Genomic DNA, 18,143 nt, shown 5'->3' with positions numbered 1-18,143 from the left:
GTCCGGCCCTCGTCACGGGCCTTCGAGGCCGCCGCTCACGGCGGCGAAAGTGCGGTGGTACCGCGAGTTCCCTTCTCGCCCGCACTCCCAAGGGGTCGCGCACATCCGTACTGGAGTTGTGATGATCTCGCGTGTCCTCGCCGCCGACCTGCCCCGGCACGTCGGTGGCCGCGTCCGTATCGCCGGCTGGGTGCACCGCCGGCGCCGCCTGAAAACCGTCACCTTCCTCGTGATCCGGGACCGCTCCGGACTCGTGCAGGTGGTCCTCGCCGAACCCGGCGTCCCACCGGAGGAGACCGTCGTCGAGGTCGAAGGTCTCGTCACCGCGAATCCTCAGGCGCCGGGCGGCCTGGAACTCACCGAGCCGTCTGTCAGGCTGCTTTCCGAGCCGGCCGAACCACCGCCGTTCGACCTCTACCGTCCGTCGGTGCCCGCCGCATTGCCCACGGTGCTGGACAACGCCGCCGTCGCGTTGCGGCATCCGCGGCTGAAAGAGGTCTTCGCGATCGCGGCGGCGAGCGTCGCCGGGTTCCGGTCGGCGTTGGACGGGCTCGGGTTCACCGAAGTCCATACGCCCAAGATCGTCTCGTCGGCCACGGAGTCCGGCGCGAACGTCTTCGGCATCGACTACTTCGGCCGCCGGGCCTTTCTGGCGCAGTCCCCGCAGTTCTACAAACAGGCACTGGTCGGGGTTTTCGAACGGGTCTACGAGGTCGGCCCGGTCTTCCGCGCCGAGCCGCACGACACCGCGCGGCATCTCGCGCAGTACACGAGCCTGGACGCCGAACTCGGCTTCATCGACGACCATCGCGACGTCATGGCGGTGCTGCGGGAAGTGATCGCGGGAATGGCCGCCGCGGTTCCGGAGACGGGGGTCGAAGTACCCGAGGAGATCCCGGAGATCCATTTCGCGGCGGCTCAGGAGCTGATCGCGCGGCTGTCGGGCGAAGACCCGCGCGGCGAGCCCGACCTCGCGCCCGCGCACGAGCGGCTGCTTTCGGAGTGGGCACTGCGCGAACACGGATCCGAGTTCCTGTTCGTCACCGGGTATCCGATGGAGAAGCGGCCGTTCTATACGCATCCGGAACCGGCGCGGCCCGGGTACTCCAACAGTTTCGACCTGCTCTTCCGCGGGCTGGAACTGGTGACCGGGGGACAGCGGCTGCACCGGCACGCGGACTATGTCGCCGCGCTGACGGCACGCGGGGAATCCACCGAGCCGTACCGGGACTACCTGGCCGTCTTCGCGCACGGGATGCCGCCGCACGGCGGGTTCGCGCTCGGGCTCGAACGCTGGACGGCCCGGCTGCTCGGGCTGCCCAACGTCCGTCAGGCGACGCTCTTCCCGCGAGACCTGCACCGCCTGACCCCGTGAAAGCCGCGAGCCGGCACCTCGCGGAGAGGTGCCGGCTCGCGTGGGGTGAGGCTCAGTGGTTGAACGCGCTCCTGGCGGCCAGGTCGGCCAGCAGGGCGCGGCCCTTCTCGGCGTTGCGCGGCTGGGCCAGGACGTCGTAACGCCGGGCGACCAGCTGGCTCTGCGAGATGAACCCTCGCTTGTTCTTCGACGACGCGTAGCCCAGCGCGCCGAACAGCAGGTTGAACCCGATACCGCCGACCAGGCCGACGATGATCGGCACCAGCCCGGCGCCCGGGTTCAGCAGGCTCAGCACGAGCCCGAGGAACACACCGAACATCGCGCCGGACAGCGCCGAGCTGGTCAGCACCTTGCTCCAGCCCATCCGTCCCGCGATGCGCTCGACGAGGATCGGCTCGACCCCGACGATGGTCACGTCCGTGATCGGGAAATCCGTTCCCGCGAGGTGGTCGACGGCACGCTGCGCTTCGGAGTACGACTCGTAGGAGCCGATCGGCCACCCGCTGGGCAGCGTCGGGAGCTGAGCCCGCCCCTGGGGCTCGGTGAACGTGGTCTGCTGCGTGAATGCCTGTGTCATTCCTTCTCACCTCTCTTGATCCGTACAACGTCCCGGATGCGCGGATCTCCTCCCGGTGCGGCGGGATTCACAGCATCTTCTCAGCCGGGCATCGCAGACAATCCGCCCAGGGATCACCTACGGTCAGCAATGGATAACGAACCAGACCATTGACCGAGTTGACCGGGTTCGGCCGACCCGGTAGGAAGAACCCGCAAAGGTACCGCTTCGAACCTTTAGGTGAGGCTGATGGCGAACAGGCGCGGCATGCTCACGCTGGATCGGCTCCGGGAACTGGTCGAGGACGGCACCGTCGACACGGTGCTGGTGGCGATCACCGACATGCAGGGCAGGCTGCAGGGCAAACGCTGCGCCGCCGAGTACTTCCTCAACGAGGTCGTCGAGCACGCCACCGAGGCGTGCAATTACCTCCTCGCGGTCGACGTGGACATGAACACCGTCGACGGCTACGCGATGTCGTCCTGGGAGACCGGCTACGGCGACTTCGTCATGCGCCCGGACTTCGGCACGCTGCGCCTGCTCCCGTGGCAGGAGGGCACCGCGCTGGTCCTCGCCGACCTCGAACGCGTGCAGGGCGGCGCGGTGGCCCCCTCGCCCCGCCAGATCCTGCGCGGCCAGCTCGACAGGCTCGCCGAGCGCGGTCTCGCCGCCTACGTCGGCACCGAACTGGAGTTCATCGTCTTCGACGACACCTTCGAATCGGCCTGGGACAAGCGCTATCAGGACCTTCGCCCGGCCAACCAGTACAACGTCGACTACTCGATGCTCGGCACCGCCCGGATCGAGCCGCTGCTTCGCCGCATCCGCAACGACATGGGCGGGGCGGGACTGTACGTCGAGTCGGCCAAGGGCGAGTGCAATCCCGGCCAGCACGAGATCGCGTTCCGCTACGCCGACGCGCTGACCACCTGCGACAACCACAGCGTCTACAAGACCGGGTCCAAGGAGATCGCCGCACAGGAGGGCAAGAGCCTCACGTTCATGGCGAAGTACAACGAACGCGAGGGCAACTCCTGTCATATCCACATCAGCCTGCGCTCGGCCGCGGGCGAGCCCGTCCTGGCAGGCGACGGCCCCGGCGGGTTCTCGCCGCTGATGGAGCACTTCCTCGCCGGTCAGCTGGCCGGGCTGCGTGAGCTGACCTACTTCTTCGCGCCGAACATCAACTCCTACAAGCGTTTCGTGCCCGGGAGCTTCGCGCCCACGGCCGTCGCTTGGGGCACCGACAACCGCACGTGCGCGTTGCGGGTCGTCGGGCACGGCGACTCGCTGCGCACCGAGAACCGCGTCCCCGGTGGCGACGTGAACCCGTACCTCGCGGTGGCCGCGCTGATCGCGGCCGGGCTGCACGGCATTGAGAACGAGCTGGAACTGGAGCCGGAGTTCCACGGCAACGCCTACGGTTCCGCCAAGCCGACCGTGCCGACCACCCTGCGGGAGGCCGCGACGCTGCTGGACGGGAGCGAACTCGCGAGGTCCGCGTTCGGGGACGAGGTCGTCGACCACTACCTGAACGCGGCGAAGGTCGAGCTCACCGCGTACGACGCCGCCGTCACCGATTGGGAGAGGATCCGTGGCTTCGAACGTCTCTGAACCCCTGATCGGGCTCACGTCCTATCTGGAACCCGCGAAGTTCCTGGTGTGGGAGACCGAAGCGGCGCTGCTCCACCGGGTCTACGTCGACGGGATCGTCGCGGCGGGCGGGATCCCGGTCCTGCTGCCGCCGGTGAGCACGGCACACGATCGGCTGATGTCCGCCGTGGACGGTCTCGTCCTGGTCGGCGGCGCGGACGTCGACCCGGCGCGCTACGGCCAGGAACAGCACGCGACGACGTACACGAGGCCGAACCGGGACGCGTTCGAGTTCGGCCTCCTGCGGTCCGCTTTGGACAGCGGGAAACCGGTGCTCGGCGTGTGCCGCGGGCTGCAGGTGCTCAGCGTCGCGCTGGGCGGCACGCTCGCCCAGCACCTGCCGGACACTTTGGACAGTGCGGATCACCAGCCCGCGCCGGGTAGCTTCGGCACCACTACGGTGACGCTTGCCGAGGGCAGCCGCGTCGCGTCGATCCTCGGCGCCGAGACCAAGGTGCCGTGTTACCACCATCAGGCGATCGACAAGCTCGGCGACGGCCTGATCCCGGTCGGCTGGGCCGCCGACGGGACCATCGAGGCGGCCGAACTGCCCGGCGACGGGTTCGTGCTCGGCGTCCAATGGCATCCCGAACAGAATCCCGACGACACCAGGCTTTTCGAGGCGCTGGTAGAAGCTGCGAAGGAGATGAAGTGACCACCTTCGAGGTCATCAACCCCGCCACCGAAGAGGTGGTGAGGTCGGTCGCGCTGACCTCGGCCGAGGAGACCGACGCGGCGATCGCCCGCGCGCACGCGGCGTTCCCCGCCTGGCGTGCCGTGGCCCCCGGTGACCGGGCGCGGCTGCTGCGCCGGTTCGCCGACGCCGTCGACGCCGACATCGAGCACCTCGCCGCGCTGGAGGTCGCCAACGCCGGCCACACGATCGGCAACGCGCGCTGGGAGGCGGGCAACGTCCGCGACGTGCTGACGTACTACTCGGCTTCGCCCGAACGGCTGAGCGGCAAGCAGATCCCGGTGCCCGGTGGCGTGAACATGACGTTCCACGAGCCGCTCGGCGTGGTCGGGGTGATCGTGCCGTGGAACTTCCCGATGCCCATCGCGGGCTGGGGGTTCGCACCGGCGCTCGCCGCCGGGAACACCGTCGTGCTCAAACCCGCCGAGCTCACCCCGCTGACCGCGATCCGCCTCGGCGAACTCGCCCGCGAGGCGGGGATCCCCGAAGACGTCTTCCAGGTGCTGCCCGGCAAGGGATCCGTGGTGGGGCAGCGTTTCGTGGACCACCCGGCGGTGCGGAAGGTGGTGTTCACCGGCTCGACCGAGGTCGGCAAGCAGATCATGGCGGGCTGCGCCGCGCAGGTGAAGCGGGTGACGCTGGAGCTGGGCGGCAAGAACGCGAATATCGTCTTCGCCGACGCCGACCTGGAGAAGGCCGCGGCCACCGCGCCGTATGGCGTCTTCGACAACGCCGGGCAGGACTGCTGCGCGCGGTCGCTGATCCTGGTGCAGTCGAGCGTGTACGAGAAGTTCATGGAGCTGCTGGAACCCGCCGTGAACGGCGTCGTCGTCGGTGATCCGCGGCTGGAGGTGACCGAGATGGGGCCGCTGATCTCGGCCGGGCATCACGCGAAGGTGTCGTCCTATGTGGACGATGCCGCGCCGGTCGCCTTCCGGGGCAGCGCGCCCGCCGGGCCCGGATACTGGTTCGCGCCGACCGTCGTCACCCCGCCGGACCTGCGGCATCCGCTGGCGTCCGAGGAGATCTTCGGCCCGGTCGTCGCCGTGGTCCCGTTCGACGGCGAGGCGGACGCGGTGACCATGGCCAACCGGACCGAGTACGGGCTGTCCGGCTCGATCTGGACCCGCGACGTCGGCCGCGCCTTCCGCGTCGCGCGCGGTGTCGAAGCCGGGAACCTGTCGGTCAACTCGCATTCGTCCGTCCGGTACTGGACGCCGTTCGGCGGGTTCAAGCAGTCCGGATTGGGCCGGGAGCTCGGCCCGGACGCCGTCGACGCCTTCACCGAGACCAAAAACGTCTTCATCAGCACGGAGGAATAGGAATGGTTCAGCGTTTCGAAGGCCGCGTCGCGGTCATCACCGGCGGCAGCAGCGGGATCGGCCTCGCCACCGCGCGGCGGCTGGCGAGCGAAGGCGGGAAGGTCGTCATCGGCGACATCTCCGCCGACGCGGGCAAAGCCGCGGCCGACGAGGTCGGCGGCCTGTTCGTGCAGGCCGACGTCACCGACGCCGAGCAGGTCGAGGCCCTGTTCCAGACCACTGTGGACACTTTCGGCTCGGTCGACGTCGCGTTCAACAACGCGGGCATCTCCCCGCCCGAGGACGACTCGATCCTCACCACGGGCATCGACGCGTGGGAGAAGGTACAGAAGGTCAACCTGACGTCGGTGTACCTGTGCTGCAAGGCCGTGCTGCCGCATATGCAGCGGCAGGGCAAGGGCTCGATCATCAACACGGCGTCGTTCGTCGCGGTGATGGGTGCGGCGACGTCGCAGATCTCGTACACCGCGTCCAAGGGCGGGGTGCTCGCGATGAGCCGGGAGCTGGGCGTGCAGTTCGCGCGGGAGAACATCCGGGTGAACGCGCTGTGCCCGGGTCCGGTGAACACGCCGCTGCTCAAGGAGCTGTTCGCGAAGGACCCCGAGCGGGCCGCGCGGCGGCTGGTGCACGTGCCGGTCGGGCGGTTCGCGGAGCCGGAGGAGATCGCGGCCGCGGTCGCCTTCCTGGCGAGCGACGACGCCTCGTTCATCACGGCTTCGCAGTTCCTGGTGGACGGGGGCATCTCGGGCGCCTACGTCACCCCGCTCTGACCTCGGGCAGCTGTCCGTGAAGGCCTCCTTGAGGGACCCAGAGTCCCTCAAGGAGGCCTTCACGGACCGGGCCCAGGGTGTGCGTCACTCGTCCCGGTGGCTGGGATGGCGGGCCGCTGACCTGCGCTGTAGTCCTGACAGCGCGAGCCAGCATCCAGGACCACCCAGGAGGCCCAGAATGACCCGGCAGATGAGCACCGCCATGCGTGACTGCATCGACCTGTGCAACGAGTGTCATGTCCGGTGCGAGGAGATGATGACGCGCTGCATGGAGATGGGCGGCGCGAAGCTCGGGATGATGATGGTGACCTGCGCGGACATGTCGCGTATGTGCGCCGACATGATGATGCGCTGCTCCGCGATGGTCGCCGACCTCGAGATGATGCGCATGTGCGCGAAGATGTGCGGCCTCGCCTCCCAGATGATGCGCATGTGCGCCGACGAGTGCGCCAAGACCGGTGACGCCGAGCTCGCCGACGCGGCGGGCATGATGATGCGCTGCGCCGAGCTCTGCGGCACCATCACCGCCGAGATGATGATGGAGAACGCGTAACTCGCGTGATCAGGCGCGTCACTCGCGTGCTTGGAGGCGTAACTCACGAGTTACGGCTCCAGACACGCGAGTGACGTGGCCGGTGGTAAGTAGACGCGCGCTGAACAGGCCAGGTACGGTGTGCGCACAACTTCAGACAGGGCCGTCGAGCTGGAGCGGGAGAGCCCCCACGAACGTGGTGGGGCACCGAAGGAGCAAACTCCCCGGAATCTCTCAGGTACCCACTACCGCTTCACGCGAGGCCACTCTGGAAAGCAGGCGCGCAAGTGCGCCTCACCCAAGGTGAAAGCCACCCTCGACGGTGGTGAAACTCTCAGGTGCCATGACAGAGGGGGAGTTCCCAGCGCACCGGTCTATCCGGCGCCTGATTGAAGGAGCTCCCTTGACCAGTACGTCCTTCGACGACCGGCACATCGGCCCCTCGGAGTCCGAGCAGGCCAAGATGCTCGCCGAGGTCGGCTACGGCAGTCTCGATGCCCTGGTACAGGCCGCGGTGCCGTCCGCGATCCGCGTCACCCGCGACCTCGAACTTCCCCCCGCCGCGTCCGAAGAGGACGCCATCGCCGAGCTTCGCGCGCTCGCCGCGCTCAACAAGCCGATGACGCAGATGATCGGCCTCGGCTTCCACGACACGGTCACCCCGGCGGTCATCCGCCGCAACGTGCTGGAGAACCCGGCCTGGTACACGGCCTACACGCCGTATCAGCCGGAGATCTCGCAGGGCCGTCTCGAAGCCCTCCTCAACTTCCAGACCATGGTCTCCGAGCTGGCCGGTCTCGCCACCGCGAACGCCTCCCTGCTCGACGAGTCCACCGCCGTCGCCGAAGCCGTCATGCTGATGCGCCGCGCGTCGAAGGCGAAGTCGAACAAGGTCGTCCTCGACGCCGAGTGCCTGCCGCAGACGATCGCGGTCGTCCGCACCCGCGCCGAGGCCATGGGCGTCGAGGTCGAGGTCCGCGACCTGCTCACCGGCCTGCCGGAGGAGTTCTTCGGCGTCGTCGTCCAGTACCCGGGCGCTTCCGGCGTGCTGCGCGGCGCGGGCTTCTACTCCGCCATCTCCGAGACGGCGAAGGCCGCCGGGGCGCTGTACACCGTCGCCGCCGACCTCCTCGCCCTCACGCTGATCACCGCGCCGGGTGAGTTCGGCGCCGACATCGCCGCCGGATCCACCCAGCGCTTCGGTGTCCCGCTCGGTTACGGCGGCCCGCACGCCGGGTTCATGGCCGTCCGCGCCGGGCTCGAGCGCTCGCTGCCGGGCCGCCTGGTCGGGGTCTCGGTCGACGCCGACGGCAACCCCGCGTACCGCCTCGCCCTGCAGACCCGCGAGCAGCACATCCGCCGTGAGAAGGCCACCTCCAACATCTGCACCGCGCAGGTCCTGCCCGCCGTGCTCGCCGCGATGTACGCGGTCTACCACGGCCCGGACGGCCTCAAGCGCATCGCGACCCGCGTCCACGAGCTCGCCGCCGGGCTGGCGGGCGCGCTCCGTGCGGCCGGCGTCGAGGTCGTCCACGAGGGCTTCTTCGACACCGTCCTCGCCCGCATGCCCGGACAGGCCGAAGCCGTCGTCGCGGTCGCGCGGGAGAACGGGATCAACCTCGGCCCGGTCGACGCCGACCACGTCCGTATCGCGGTCGACGAGGTCACCACGCCCGCGATCATCGCCAAGGTGCTCGCCGCGTTCGGCGTGGAGAACAAGGCCGAAAGCGCCCAGGCGCTGCCCGCCGGCCTCGGCCGCGAGAGCGAGTACCTCACCCACGAGGTCTTCCACTCGCACCGCTCCGAGACCGCGATGCTGCGCTACCTGCGCGGACTGTCCGATCTGGACTACGCGCTCGACCGCGGCATGATCCCGCTGGGCTCCTGCACGATGAAGCTCAACGCCACCACCGAGATGGAGCCGATCAGCTGGCGCGAGTTCGCGGGGATCCACCCGTTCGCGCCCGCGGACCAGGCCGAGGGCTACCACACCCTGGTCGAGCAGCTGTCCGGCTGGCTCGCCGAGGTCACCGGCTACGACAAGGTGTCGCTGCAGCCGAACGCGGGCAGCCAGGGTGAGCTCGCCGGCCTCCTCGCGATCCGTGCGTACCACCACGCGAACGGTCAGGCCGAGCGCGAGGTCTGCCTGATCCCGTCGTCCGCGCACGGCACGAACGCCGCCTCCGCGGTGATGGCCGGGATGCGCGTCGTCGTGGTCAAGTGCACCGACGAGGGCAACGTCGACCTCGAAGACCTGCGGGCCAAGGTCGAGGCCAACCGCGACACGCTGTCCGCGATCATGGTCACGTACCCGTCCACGCACGGTGTGTACGAGAACGGCATCGACGAGCTGGCCAAGATCGTCCACGACGCGGGCGGCCAGGTCTACGTCGACGGCGCGAACCTCAACGCCCTGCTGGGTCTCGCCAAACCGGGTGAGTTCGGCGGCGACGTCTCGCACCTGAACCTGCACAAGACCTTCTGCATCCCGCACGGTGGCGGCGGCCCCGGCGTCGGCCCGGTCGCGGTCCGCGCGCACCTCGCGCCGTACCTGCCGAACCACCCGCTGCTGGAGAAGGCCGGTCCCGAAACCGGTGTCGGCCCGATCAGCGCCGCCCCGTACGGCTCGGCCTCGATCCTGCCGATCTCGTGGGCGTACGTCCGCATGATGGGCGCTGGCGGGCTCACCGCGGCGACGCAGGTCGCCGTCCTCGCGGCGAACTACGTGGCCAAGCGCCTCAACCAGCACTACCCGGTGCTCTACACCGGACAGGACGGCCTGGTCGCGCACGAGTGCATCCTCGACCTGCGCGGGCTCACCAAGGAGACCGGCGTCAGTGTCGACGACGTCGCGAAGCGCCTGATCGACTACGGCTTCCACGCCCCGACCATGTCGTTCCCGGTCGCGGGCACGCTGATGGTCGAGCCGACCGAGTCCGAGGACCTCGGCGAGATCGACCGCTTCATCGAGGCCATGATCGCCATCCGCGCGGAGATCGACGCCGTCGCGCAGGGCAAGTGGGCCGCGGACAACAGCCCGCTGCGCAACGCCCCGCACACCGCGGAGACCCTCGTCGGCGACTGGGACCTGCCGTACGACCGCGAACTGGCGGTGTACCCCGCCGGGGTGAACCGCAAGTCCAAGTACTGGCCCCCGGTGCGCCGCATCGACGGTGCGCGCGGGGACCGTAACCTCGTCTGCTCCTGCCCGCCGCTCAACGCCTACGAGAACTGAGGCACTTGATGTCGAAAGAGACGTCCCTGCACGGAGTCCACAAAGGACTGGGTGCGCTGTTCACCGATTTCGCGGGCTGGTCGATGCCGATCCGCTACTCCAGCGAACTGGCGGAGCACAAGGCGGTCCGCGAGGCCGCCGGGCTGTTCGACCTCTCGCATATGGCCGAGATCGAGGTGACCGGCCCGCAGGCCGCCGACACCCTCGACTTCGCGCTGGTCGGCAACCTGTCGGGCGTGAAGCCGGGCCGGGCGCGCTACACGATGATCTGCGACGAGAACGGCGGCGTGCTCGACGACCTGGTCGTCTACCGGCTCGCCGACGAGAAGTTCCTGGTCGTGGCCAACGCGGGCAACGCCACCGTGGTCGCGGAAGCGCTGGCCGAGCGGGTCTCGGGTTTCGACGCGGTGGTCGAGAACAAGTCCGAGGACGTCGCGCTGATCGCCGTCCAGGGCCCGAAGGCCGTCGAGATCCTCGGCGCCGTCACCGACGCCGACCTGGGCGCGCTCAAGTACTACGCGAGCGTCCCGGCCGTCGTGAAGGGGCACGACGTCCTGCTCGCCCGCACCGGGTACACCGGCGAGGACGGCTTCGAGCTGTACGTCCCGGCCGGTGAGGCTCCCGCCGTCTGGCGCATCCTGACCGACGCCGGCGAGCCGCACGGCCTGCTCCCGGCGGGCCTCGCCTGCCGCGACACCCTGCGTCTCGAAGCCGGAATGCCGTTGTACGGCAACGAACTCAGCCTCCAGCTGAGCCCGTTCGAGGCCGGCCTCGGCCGCGTGGTCAAATTCGAGAAGCCGAACGACTTCGTCGGCAAGGCCGCGCTCGAAGAGCTGTCCAAGAAGGACGTTCCCCGCGTTCGCGTTGGGCTCAAGGGCTCGGGCCGCCGCGCCCCGCGCCACGGCTACACCGTCCTGGCCGGCGAGACCGAGATCGGCGAGGTCACCAGCGGTGCCCTTTCGCCGACGCTGGGTTATCCGATCGCCATGGCCTACGTGGATCGGGAGCACTCCGAGCCCGGCACCGAGCTTTCCGTCGACATCCGGGGCCGTATCGAGCCCGTCGAGGTCGTCGCCCTGCCCTTCTACTCCCGCGCCTGAAAGGCCCTCCTCTGATCATGAGCATCCCCAGGACCTGAAGTACACGAAGGAACACGAGTGGCTGAACGTCGCCGACGGCGTCGCCACCGTGGGCATCACCGCCTTCGCCGCCGAGTCGCTCGGTGACATCGTGTTCGTCCAGCTTCCCTCGGTCGGCGACACCGTCACCGCGGGCGAGGTGTTCGGCGAGGTCGAGTCGACCAAATCGGTCAGCGAGCTGTACGCACCCGTGGACGGCGAGGTCGTCGAGGTGAACGAGGCCACAACGGACACCCCCGAGCTCATCAACTCGGACCCGTACGCCGAAGGATGGCTCCTGAAGGTGCGTCTGACCGGCGACGTGCCCGCCCTGCTCGACGCCCAGGCGTACGCCGTGCTTACCCAGGAGAACTGACATGTTCAACGCTGCCCTGTCCGAAGTGGACCCCGAGGTCGCCACCGCCGTCGCGGCCGAACTCGACCGGCAGCAGTCGACCCTGGAGATGATCGCCTCGGAGAACTTCGCCCCGGTGGGCGTGCTCGAGGCGCAGGGTTCGGTGCTGACGAACAAGTACGCCGAGGGCTACCCCGGCCGCCGCTACTACGGCGGCTGTGAGCACGTCGACGTGATCGAGCAGCTGGCGATCGACCGCGCGAAGGCCCTCTTCGGTGCCGAGCACGCCAACGTCCAGCCGCATTCGGGCGCGCAGGCCAACGCCGCCGCCATGGTCTCGGTGCTCAACCCCGGCGACACCATCCTCGGTCTCGACCTCGCCCACGGCGGGCACCTGACCCATGGGATGAAGATCAACTTCTCGGGCAAGCTCTACAACGTCGTCGCCTACCACGTCGACAAAGAGACCGGGATCGTCGATATCGAGGAGATCGAGCGCCTCGCCAAGGAGCACAAGCCGAAGCTGATCATCGCCGGCTGGTCGGCGTACCCGCGCCAGCTCGACTTCGCCGAGTTCCGCCGCATCGCCGACGAGGTCGGCGCGAAGGTCATGGTCGACATGGCGCATTTCGCCGGTCTGGTCGCGGCCGGGCTGCACCCGAGCCCGGTGCCCTACGCCGACATCGTCACCACGACCACGCACAAGACCCTCGGCGGCCCGCGCGGCGGCATCATCCTGTCCCGCCAGGAACTCGCCAAGAAGATCAACTCGGCGGTGTTCCCCGGCCAGCAGGGCGGTCCGCTGGAGCACGTCATCGCCGCCAAGGCCGTCGCGCTCAAGATCGCCGCGAGCGAGGAGTTCCGCGAGCGCCAGCAGCGTGTGCTGGAAGGCGCAAAGATCCTGGCCGACCGCCTTTCGCGCACGGACTGCAGCGAAGCGGGCGTCCGCGTGCTGACCGGCGGCACCGACGTGCACCTGGTGCTCGTCGATCTGGTCAACTCCACTTTGGACGGTCAGCAGGCCGAGGACCGGCTGCACTCGGTCGGTATCACGGTCAACCGCAACGCCGTCCCGTTCGACCCGCGCCCGCCGATGGTCACCTCCGGCCTGCGGATCGGCACCCCGGCGCTCGCGACCCGCGGCTTCGGCGCCGAGGACTTCGCCGAGGTGGCCGACATCATCGCCGAGGCGCTGCGTCCGGACTTCGACGAGGACCTGCGCCAGTCGCTGTCCGCCCGGGTCGAACTGCTGGCCAAGAAGCACCCGTTGTACGCGGACCTCAACCGATGAGCGCGCTCCCCGAGGGGCGCAAACTTCTCCGGCTGGAAGTCCGCAACGCGCAGACCCCGATCGAGAAGAAGCCGCCGTGGATCAAGACCCGGGCCCGCATGGGTCCGGAGTTCACGGAGCTCAAGGGACTGGTCAAGCGCGAAGGCCTCCACACCGTGTGTGAGGAGGCCGGGTGTCCCAACATCTACGAATGCTGGGAAGACCGTGAGGCGACGTTCCTGATCGGTGGGGACCAGTGCACGCGGCGTTGCGATTTCTGCCAGATCGACACGGGCAAGCCGGAGGCGCTGGACCGGACCGAGCCGCGCAAGGTCGCCGAAAGCGTCCAGGCGATGGGCCTGCGCTACTCGACGGTGACCGGCGTCGCGCGTGACGATCTGGAGGACGGCGGCGCGTGGCTGTACGCGGAGACCGTGCGGCAGATCCACGCGTTGAACCCGGGTACGGGTGTCGAGCTGTTGATCCCGGATTTCAACGCGGATCCCGACCAGCTGGCCGAGGTGTTCGGCTCGCGGCCGGAGGTTTTGGCGCACAACGTCGAGACGGTGCCGCGGATCTTCAAGCGGATCCGGCCGGGTTTCCGGTACGCGCGGTCGCTGGAGGTCATCACCCGCGCCCGTGAGGCGGGCCTGGTGACGAAGTCGAACCTCATCCTCGGCATGGGCGAGACGCCGGAGGAGGTCGCGCCCGCGATGAAGGACCTGGTCGACGCGGGCTGCGAGATCCTCACGATCACCCAGTACCTGCGCCCTTCGCCCAGGCATCATCCGGTGGACCGGTGGGTCAAGCCGGAGGAGTTCGTCGAGCATTCGAAGGCGGCCGAAGCGATGGGCTTCGCTGGTGTGATGGCCGGGCCGCTCGTACGCTCGTCGTATCGGGCCGGTCGCCTTTTCGCCCAGACGAAGGCCCACCGCGGCGAACCGCTGTCGGAGAATTTGGCCCATCTCGCCGCCGAAGGGCCCGCGGCCCAAGAGGCCAGCTCACTGCTGGCCAGATAGGAAGGAGGGCAGATCAATGGCGATCAGCGTCTTCGACCTGTTTTCGATCGGCATCGGCCCCTCCAGCTCCCATACGGTGGGCCCGATGCGCGCCGCGCTGACCTTTGTGGACGGTCTGGCGGCGGACGGTGACCTCGCCGCAACGGCCCGCGTCCAGAGTGAGCTTTTCGGCTCGCTCGGCGCGACCGGGTTCGGGCACGGCAGCGACAAGGCCGTGCTGCTCGGGCTGTCCGGGGAGCGGCCGGAGGAGATCGACACCGACACCGTGCCCGGCAAGATCGCGGCGATCCGCGAATCGGGCAGGCTCCGGGTGCGCGGCGAGCACGAAATCGTGTTCGTCGAGGACACCGACCTGACCATGCACCGGCGGAAGTCCTTGCCGGCGCACCCGAACGGGATGATCTTCCGCGCGTTCGACGCCGACGGGAAGGTGCTGCGCGAGCGCACCTACTACTCCGTCGGCGGTGGGTTCGTGCGCGACGAGTCCTACGAGACCGACACCGTCGTCGTCGAGGACTCGACCCGGCTGGAGTTTCCGTTCCGCACCGGCGCGGATCTGCTGAAGCACTGCGAGGACACCGGGCTGCCCATCAGCGAGATCATGCTGCGCAACGAGCTTTCGTGGCGCACGCGCGAGGAGATCCGCGAAGGGCTGCTGGAGATCTGGCAGGTCATGGCGGAATGCGTGCGCAACGGGTGCGAGCACGAGGGCGTCCTGCCGGGTGGCCTGAAGGTGCCTCGGCGTGCGAAGGCGTTGCACGAGAAGCTGCTCGCCGAGGACGGCGTCGGCGACCCGCTGTACGCGATGGACTGGGTGAGCCTGTACGCGCTGGCGGTCAACGAGGAGAACGCCGCGGGCGGCCGTGTCGTCACCGCGCCGACCAACGGCGCGGCGGGGATCATCCCGGCCGTCCTGCACTACTACCAGCGGTTCATCCGGGGCTCGTCGGACGACGGCATCGTGACGTTCATGCTCACCGCGGGCGCGATCGGCTCGATCCTCAAGCAGACCGGTTCGATCTCGGGCGCCGAGGTCGGCTGCCAGGGTGAGGTCGGTTCGGCCAGCGCCATGGCCGCCGCCGGGCTCACCGAGGTCCTCGGCGGTTCACCCGCGCAGGTGGAGAACGCCGCCGAGATCGGCGTCGAGCACCACCTGGGGCTGACCTGCGACCCGGTCGGCGGCCTGGTGCAGATCCCGTGCATCGAGCGCAACGCCGTCGGCGCGTCGAAGGCGATCCACGCCGCGCGGATGGCGATGCGCGGCGACGGTTCGCACGTCGTGACGCTGGACAAGGCGATCAAGACGATGCGCGAGACCGGTGCCGACATGAGCGTGAAGTACAAGGAGACAGCTCGCGGCGGCCTCGCCGTGAACGTCATCGAATGCTGATGCCCCGCGTTTAGTCCTCTGGATGCGGTAGTTGCACACGCAAGTACCGCATCCAGAGGACGAATCGCGGGCCGCCTAAACTCGAAGAGTGGAGTCGAGCACGGTCGCGAACGCGGGTGACGCGCTGTTCCGCCCGGTGCGCGCGGGCAACGCCTTCGAGGAGACCGTCGAAAGGCTGCTCCAGGCGATCCGGCTGGGCGTGGTGGGCGCGGGGGAGCGGCTGCCTTCGGAACGTGAGCTCGCCGAGCGGCTCGGGGTCAGCCGGGTGACGCTGCGCGAGGCCATCCGCGCGCTGTCCGACGCGGGATACGTCGAGTCGCGGCGTGGAAGGTACGGCGGCACGTTCGTCAACGACGTCCTGCCCGACCCGCCCGCCGCCGACGGCCGGAAGGTCGACAACGCCACGCTGGAGGACGTGCTCGGCCTCCGGCACGTCCTGGAGACCGGCGCCGCCGAGATGGCGGCCGCGCGTTCGCTCAGCCCGGCCGACCGGCAGCATCTGACCAGCACGCTCGCCGAGGCCGCGGCGGCCGACGTCGGCGACTACCGACGCAAGGATTCGCGGCTGCACCTGGCGATCGCCGAGGTCACCGCGTCCGGCTCGCTGACCACCGCGATGGCCGACGCGCGGATGCGGGTCAACCAGCTGCTCGACATGATCCCGCTGCTCGAACCGAATCTGGAGCATTCCAACGCCCAGCACGAGGCCATCGTCGACGCGATCCTCGCCGGGGACTCCGAGGCGGCCCGCCGGGCGATGACGGAACACGTCGAAGGGACCGCTTCACTGCTTCGCGCCTTCCTCGCTTGAGGTCAGCAGCGCGTGCGCGAAATCGATGGCGTGCGGCGTATCCGGGAACACCCGGCCCTCCGCGCGGAGCCGGTCCGCGACGCCGAGTTCGTCGAGCACCTTCTCGTGGCCCGGCCTGATCCCCGACACCAGGACCGTGATCCCGCGATGTTCGAGGCGTTCGATGGCGTCGCGCAGGACGAGGGCGCCGGTGGCGTCGATGGCCGACACCCGTGACATCCGGAGGATGACCACCCGGACGTCGGCCACCTCGGACAGCTCCAGCAGGAACTGGTGGGCCGCCGCGAAGACCAGCGGTCCGTCGAGCCGGAACGCGACGATGTGCTCGTCCAGCAGCGCCCGCTCCTCGGCCGCGTGATCGGCGTGGTCGAGCGCGACCTCTTCGACGCGAGCCGCCTTCGCGATCGCCCGCAGCGCCAGCGCGCCCGCCACGACGAGGCCGAGGATGACCGCGGTGACCAGATCCAGGATCAGGGTCGCGCCCGCGGTGAGCACGAGGACCAGCGCGTCACGCCGGGTGGAGCGCAGGAGCGCGCGGACCGAGCCCGCCTCGACCATGCGGACGGCGGTGGCCAGCAGCACCCCGGCGAGCGCCGCGATCGGGATCGTGGCCACGAGCGGCGCCGCCGCGAAGACGATCACCGCCAGCACCAACGCGTGGGTGAACGAGGCGAGCCGGGATTTCGCCCCGGCGCGGACGTTGACCGCGGTGCGCGCGATCGCCGCGGTGGCGGGTACGCCGCCGAACAGCGGGGTGACGAGATTCGCGAGACCCTGCCCGAAGAGTTCCCGGTCCGGGTCGTGGCGTTCGTTGACGCTCATCGCGTCGGCGACCGTGGCCGAGAGGAGGCTTTCCAGCGCGGCCAGCGCCGCGACCGCGACGGCGGAGGGCGCCAACGCGCCCAGGGTCGACAGATCCAGGAAGTCCAGCGAAGGCGCGGGAAGACCGTTGGGCAGGGCGCCGATACGTGCGACCGGCAGCTGCGCGAAGTGGCTCACGAGGGTCGCGATGGCCACCGCGACCAGCGAGAACGGGATCGACGGCCGCCACCTCGCGCCGAGCAGCATCAGGGCGGCGACGCCGGCCGCGACCGCGATCGACGGCCAGGCCGGATGCGCGGCGAAATCGGCCACCGCCTTCGCCGCGACGACGGCCACCTTCTCGCCTTCCGGGGTGGCGACGCCGAGCGCGGCGGGGACCTGCTGCAACGCGATCACCCCGGCGATGCCCAGCGTGAAGCCTTCGACCACCGGCGTCGGCACGTAGCGCATGTACCGGCCGGCACGGGCGACCGCGAGCAGGAGCAGCAACACCCCGGCGAGCAGGCCCACCGTCAGCACGCCGCCCGCTCCGTGCGTGGCCATGATCGGCACCAGCACCACGGTCATCGCCCCGGTCGGGCCGGAGACCTGGAGGTTGGAGCCGCCGAAGATCGCGGCCAGCGCGCCGGCGACGATCGCGGTGACCAGCCCGGCTTCGGCGCCGAGCCCGGACGAGATGCCGAAGCCCAGCGCCAGCGGGAGGGCGACGATCGCGACGGTCAGGCCTGCCGTGAGGTCGCGCCGGGGAGCGCGTTTGAGCGTCCGCAGGTCTTCGCGTCCGGGCAGGAGCGAGCGCAGTTCCGAAAGTCTCAGACCCGCCACGGCGTCACTCCGCGTCGCGGAGCTGGGCGAGCAAGACGTTCTGGTCGGCCAGCAGCTCGGTGAGGATGCGCCGGGCCGCGCGCAGGAGCTCGACGACGTCGCCGCCGGCGAGCGCGTACACCACCGTCGAGCCGTCGCGGGTCGAGGTGACGATGCCCGACCGGCGCAGGACGGCAAGTTGCTGCGAGAGGTTGGAGGCCTCGACCTCGATCTCCGCGAGCAGTTCACGGACGGCCTTCGGGCCTTCGGCGAGCAGCTCCAGTACACGGATCCGGACCGGATGGCCCAGCATGCGGAAGAACTCCGCCTTCGCCTGGTACAGGGGGACGGGCATCTGAGCACATTATCAAATGAAGAATTCTTCAAGTCGTGAACCGGTGGCCATTCGGTGACTTTCCC

15 protein-coding genes, 1 pseudogene and 1 riboswitch are annotated in these 18,143 nt (G+C 69.4%); of the genes and pseudogenes, 13 read left to right on the top strand and 3 right to left on the bottom strand.

Annotated elements, in window-relative coordinates; genetic code table 11:
• The first annotated feature begins 121 nt into the window (after positions 1–121).
• The gene (gene aspS, locus MJQ72_RS29695) at positions 122–1,375 is read left to right on the top strand and encodes an aspartate--tRNA(Asn) ligase (protein WP_240594365.1); all 1,254 of its coding nucleotides are present in this window, start codon (positions 122–124) and stop codon (positions 1,373–1,375) included.
• Between the two features lie 52 nt (positions 1,376–1,427).
• Here aspS and MJQ72_RS29690 read toward each other — a convergent pair whose 3' ends face one another.
• Entirely contained in the window at positions 1,428–1,952 is a 525-nt protein-coding gene (locus tag MJQ72_RS29690; RefSeq protein WP_038509609.1) for a general stress protein, read from the bottom strand.
• A 228-nt stretch (positions 1,953–2,180) separates the two neighbouring features.
• Between MJQ72_RS29690 and MJQ72_RS29685 the strand changes: the two genes are divergently transcribed.
• From MJQ72_RS29685 to MJQ72_RS29630, 12 genes and pseudogenes are all read left to right on the top strand, one after another.
• On the top strand, positions 2,181–3,545 hold the full coding sequence (locus MJQ72_RS29685; protein ID WP_240594364.1) for a glutamine synthetase family protein: 1,365 nt from the start codon (positions 2,181–2,183) through the stop codon (positions 3,543–3,545).
• Positions 3,526–4,239, top strand: coding sequence for a gamma-glutamyl-gamma-aminobutyrate hydrolase family protein (locus MJQ72_RS29680; protein WP_240594363.1), 714 nt, complete (start codon positions 3,526–3,528; stop codon positions 4,237–4,239). Before MJQ72_RS29685 ends, MJQ72_RS29680 begins: the two co-directional genes overlap by 20 nt.
• The gene (locus MJQ72_RS29675) at positions 4,236–5,600 is read left to right on the top strand and encodes an aldehyde dehydrogenase (RefSeq protein ID WP_240594362.1); all 1,365 of its coding nucleotides are present in this window, start codon (positions 4,236–4,238) and stop codon (positions 5,598–5,600) included. The genes MJQ72_RS29680 and MJQ72_RS29675 overlap by 4 nt, the downstream gene beginning before the upstream one ends.
• A 2-nt stretch (positions 5,601–5,602) precedes the next feature.
• Positions 5,603–6,370, top strand: a complete 768-nt coding sequence (locus tag MJQ72_RS29670; RefSeq protein ID WP_240594361.1) for a 3-oxoacyl-ACP reductase — start codon at positions 5,603–5,605, stop codon at positions 6,368–6,370.
• A 178-nt stretch (positions 6,371–6,548) separates the two neighbouring features.
• Complete coding sequence (locus MJQ72_RS29665; RefSeq protein WP_240594360.1) at positions 6,549–6,923, top strand: hypothetical protein; 375 nt, start codon at positions 6,549–6,551, stop codon at positions 6,921–6,923.
• Between the two features lie 237 nt (positions 6,924–7,160).
• A riboswitch (glycine riboswitch) is annotated at positions 7,161–7,262 on the top strand.
• Between the two features lie 43 nt (positions 7,263–7,305).
• Positions 7,306–10,137, top strand: coding sequence for an aminomethyl-transferring glycine dehydrogenase (gene gcvP / locus MJQ72_RS29660; protein ID WP_240594359.1), 2,832 nt, complete (start codon positions 7,306–7,308; stop codon positions 10,135–10,137).
• A gap of 8 nt (positions 10,138–10,145) precedes the next feature.
• Complete coding sequence (gcvT, locus tag MJQ72_RS29655) at positions 10,146–11,237, top strand: glycine cleavage system aminomethyltransferase GcvT (protein WP_240594358.1); 1,092 nt, start codon at positions 10,146–10,148, stop codon at positions 11,235–11,237.
• A gap of 25 nt (positions 11,238–11,262) precedes the next feature.
• Positions 11,263–11,631 (top strand): annotated as a pseudogene (gcvH, locus tag MJQ72_RS29650) (glycine cleavage system protein GcvH); the annotation flags it as partial.
• 1 nt (position 11,632) lies between these two features.
• The gene (gene glyA, locus MJQ72_RS29645; RefSeq protein WP_016336368.1) at positions 11,633–12,901 is read left to right on the top strand and encodes a serine hydroxymethyltransferase; all 1,269 of its coding nucleotides are present in this window, start codon (positions 11,633–11,635) and stop codon (positions 12,899–12,901) included.
• Positions 12,898–13,899 (top strand): lipoyl synthase, encoded by a 1,002-nt coding sequence (lipA, locus tag MJQ72_RS29640; RefSeq protein WP_240594357.1) that lies wholly within the window; start codon positions 12,898–12,900, stop codon positions 13,897–13,899. Before glyA ends, lipA begins: the two co-directional genes overlap by 4 nt.
• 16 nt (positions 13,900–13,915) lie before the next feature.
• Positions 13,916–15,289, top strand: coding sequence for an L-serine ammonia-lyase (locus tag MJQ72_RS29635; RefSeq protein WP_240594356.1), 1,374 nt, complete (start codon positions 13,916–13,918; stop codon positions 15,287–15,289).
• A gap of 88 nt (positions 15,290–15,377) precedes the next feature.
• Positions 15,378–16,100, top strand: coding sequence for a FadR/GntR family transcriptional regulator (locus MJQ72_RS29630; protein ID WP_240594355.1), 723 nt, complete (start codon positions 15,378–15,380; stop codon positions 16,098–16,100).
• On the opposite strand, the gene MJQ72_RS29625 is transcribed toward MJQ72_RS29630, so the two are convergent.
• Together MJQ72_RS29625 and MJQ72_RS29620 are read right to left on the bottom strand one after the other, a co-directional pair.
• Positions 16,074–17,744, bottom strand: coding sequence for a SulP family inorganic anion transporter (locus tag MJQ72_RS29625; RefSeq protein ID WP_240594354.1), 1,671 nt, complete (start codon positions 17,742–17,744; stop codon positions 16,074–16,076). The two genes, MJQ72_RS29630 and MJQ72_RS29625, sit on opposite strands and share 27 nt — an antisense overlap.
• A 4-nt stretch (positions 17,745–17,748) precedes the next feature.
• A complete protein-coding gene (locus tag MJQ72_RS29620; RefSeq protein ID WP_240594353.1) occupies positions 17,749–18,078 on the bottom strand; it encodes a helix-turn-helix transcriptional regulator in 330 nt (109 codons plus the stop codon).
• Between the last annotated feature and the right edge of the window lie 65 nt (positions 18,079–18,143).

The organism is Amycolatopsis sp. EV170708-02-1 (assembly GCF_022479115.1).
GTDB lineage: Bacteria > Actinomycetota > Actinomycetes > Mycobacteriales > Pseudonocardiaceae > Amycolatopsis.
Note: the sequence above shows the minus strand (reverse complement) of the source record. Positions and strands in the feature narration are given on the sequence as shown.

Bases quoted from the DNA above. Each gene is read 5' to 3' on its own strand.
- aspS (WP_240594365.1), top strand. From the start codon at position 122: ATGATCTCGCGTGTCCTCGCCGCCGACCTGCCCCGGCACGTCGGTGGC.
- MJQ72_RS29690 (WP_038509609.1), bottom strand. From the start codon at position 1,952: ATGACACAGGCATTCACGCAGCAGACCACGTTCACCGAGCCCCAGGGG.
- MJQ72_RS29685 (WP_240594364.1), top strand. From the start codon at position 2,181: ATGGCGAACAGGCGCGGCATGCTCACGCTGGATCGGCTCCGGGAACTG.
- MJQ72_RS29670 (WP_240594361.1), top strand. From the start codon at position 5,603: ATGGTTCAGCGTTTCGAAGGCCGCGTCGCGGTCATCACCGGCGGCAGC.
- MJQ72_RS29665 (WP_240594360.1), top strand. From the start codon at position 6,549: ATGACCCGGCAGATGAGCACCGCCATGCGTGACTGCATCGACCTGTGC.
- gcvT (WP_240594358.1), top strand. From the start codon at position 10,146: ATGTCGAAAGAGACGTCCCTGCACGGAGTCCACAAAGGACTGGGTGCG.
- glyA (WP_016336368.1), top strand. From the start codon at position 11,633: ATGTTCAACGCTGCCCTGTCCGAAGTGGACCCCGAGGTCGCCACCGCC.
- lipA (WP_240594357.1), top strand. From the start codon at position 12,898: ATGAGCGCGCTCCCCGAGGGGCGCAAACTTCTCCGGCTGGAAGTCCGC.
- MJQ72_RS29635 (WP_240594356.1), top strand. From the start codon at position 13,916: ATGGCGATCAGCGTCTTCGACCTGTTTTCGATCGGCATCGGCCCCTCC.
- MJQ72_RS29620 (WP_240594353.1), bottom strand. From the start codon at position 18,078: ATGCCCGTCCCCCTGTACCAGGCGAAGGCGGAGTTCTTCCGCATGCTG.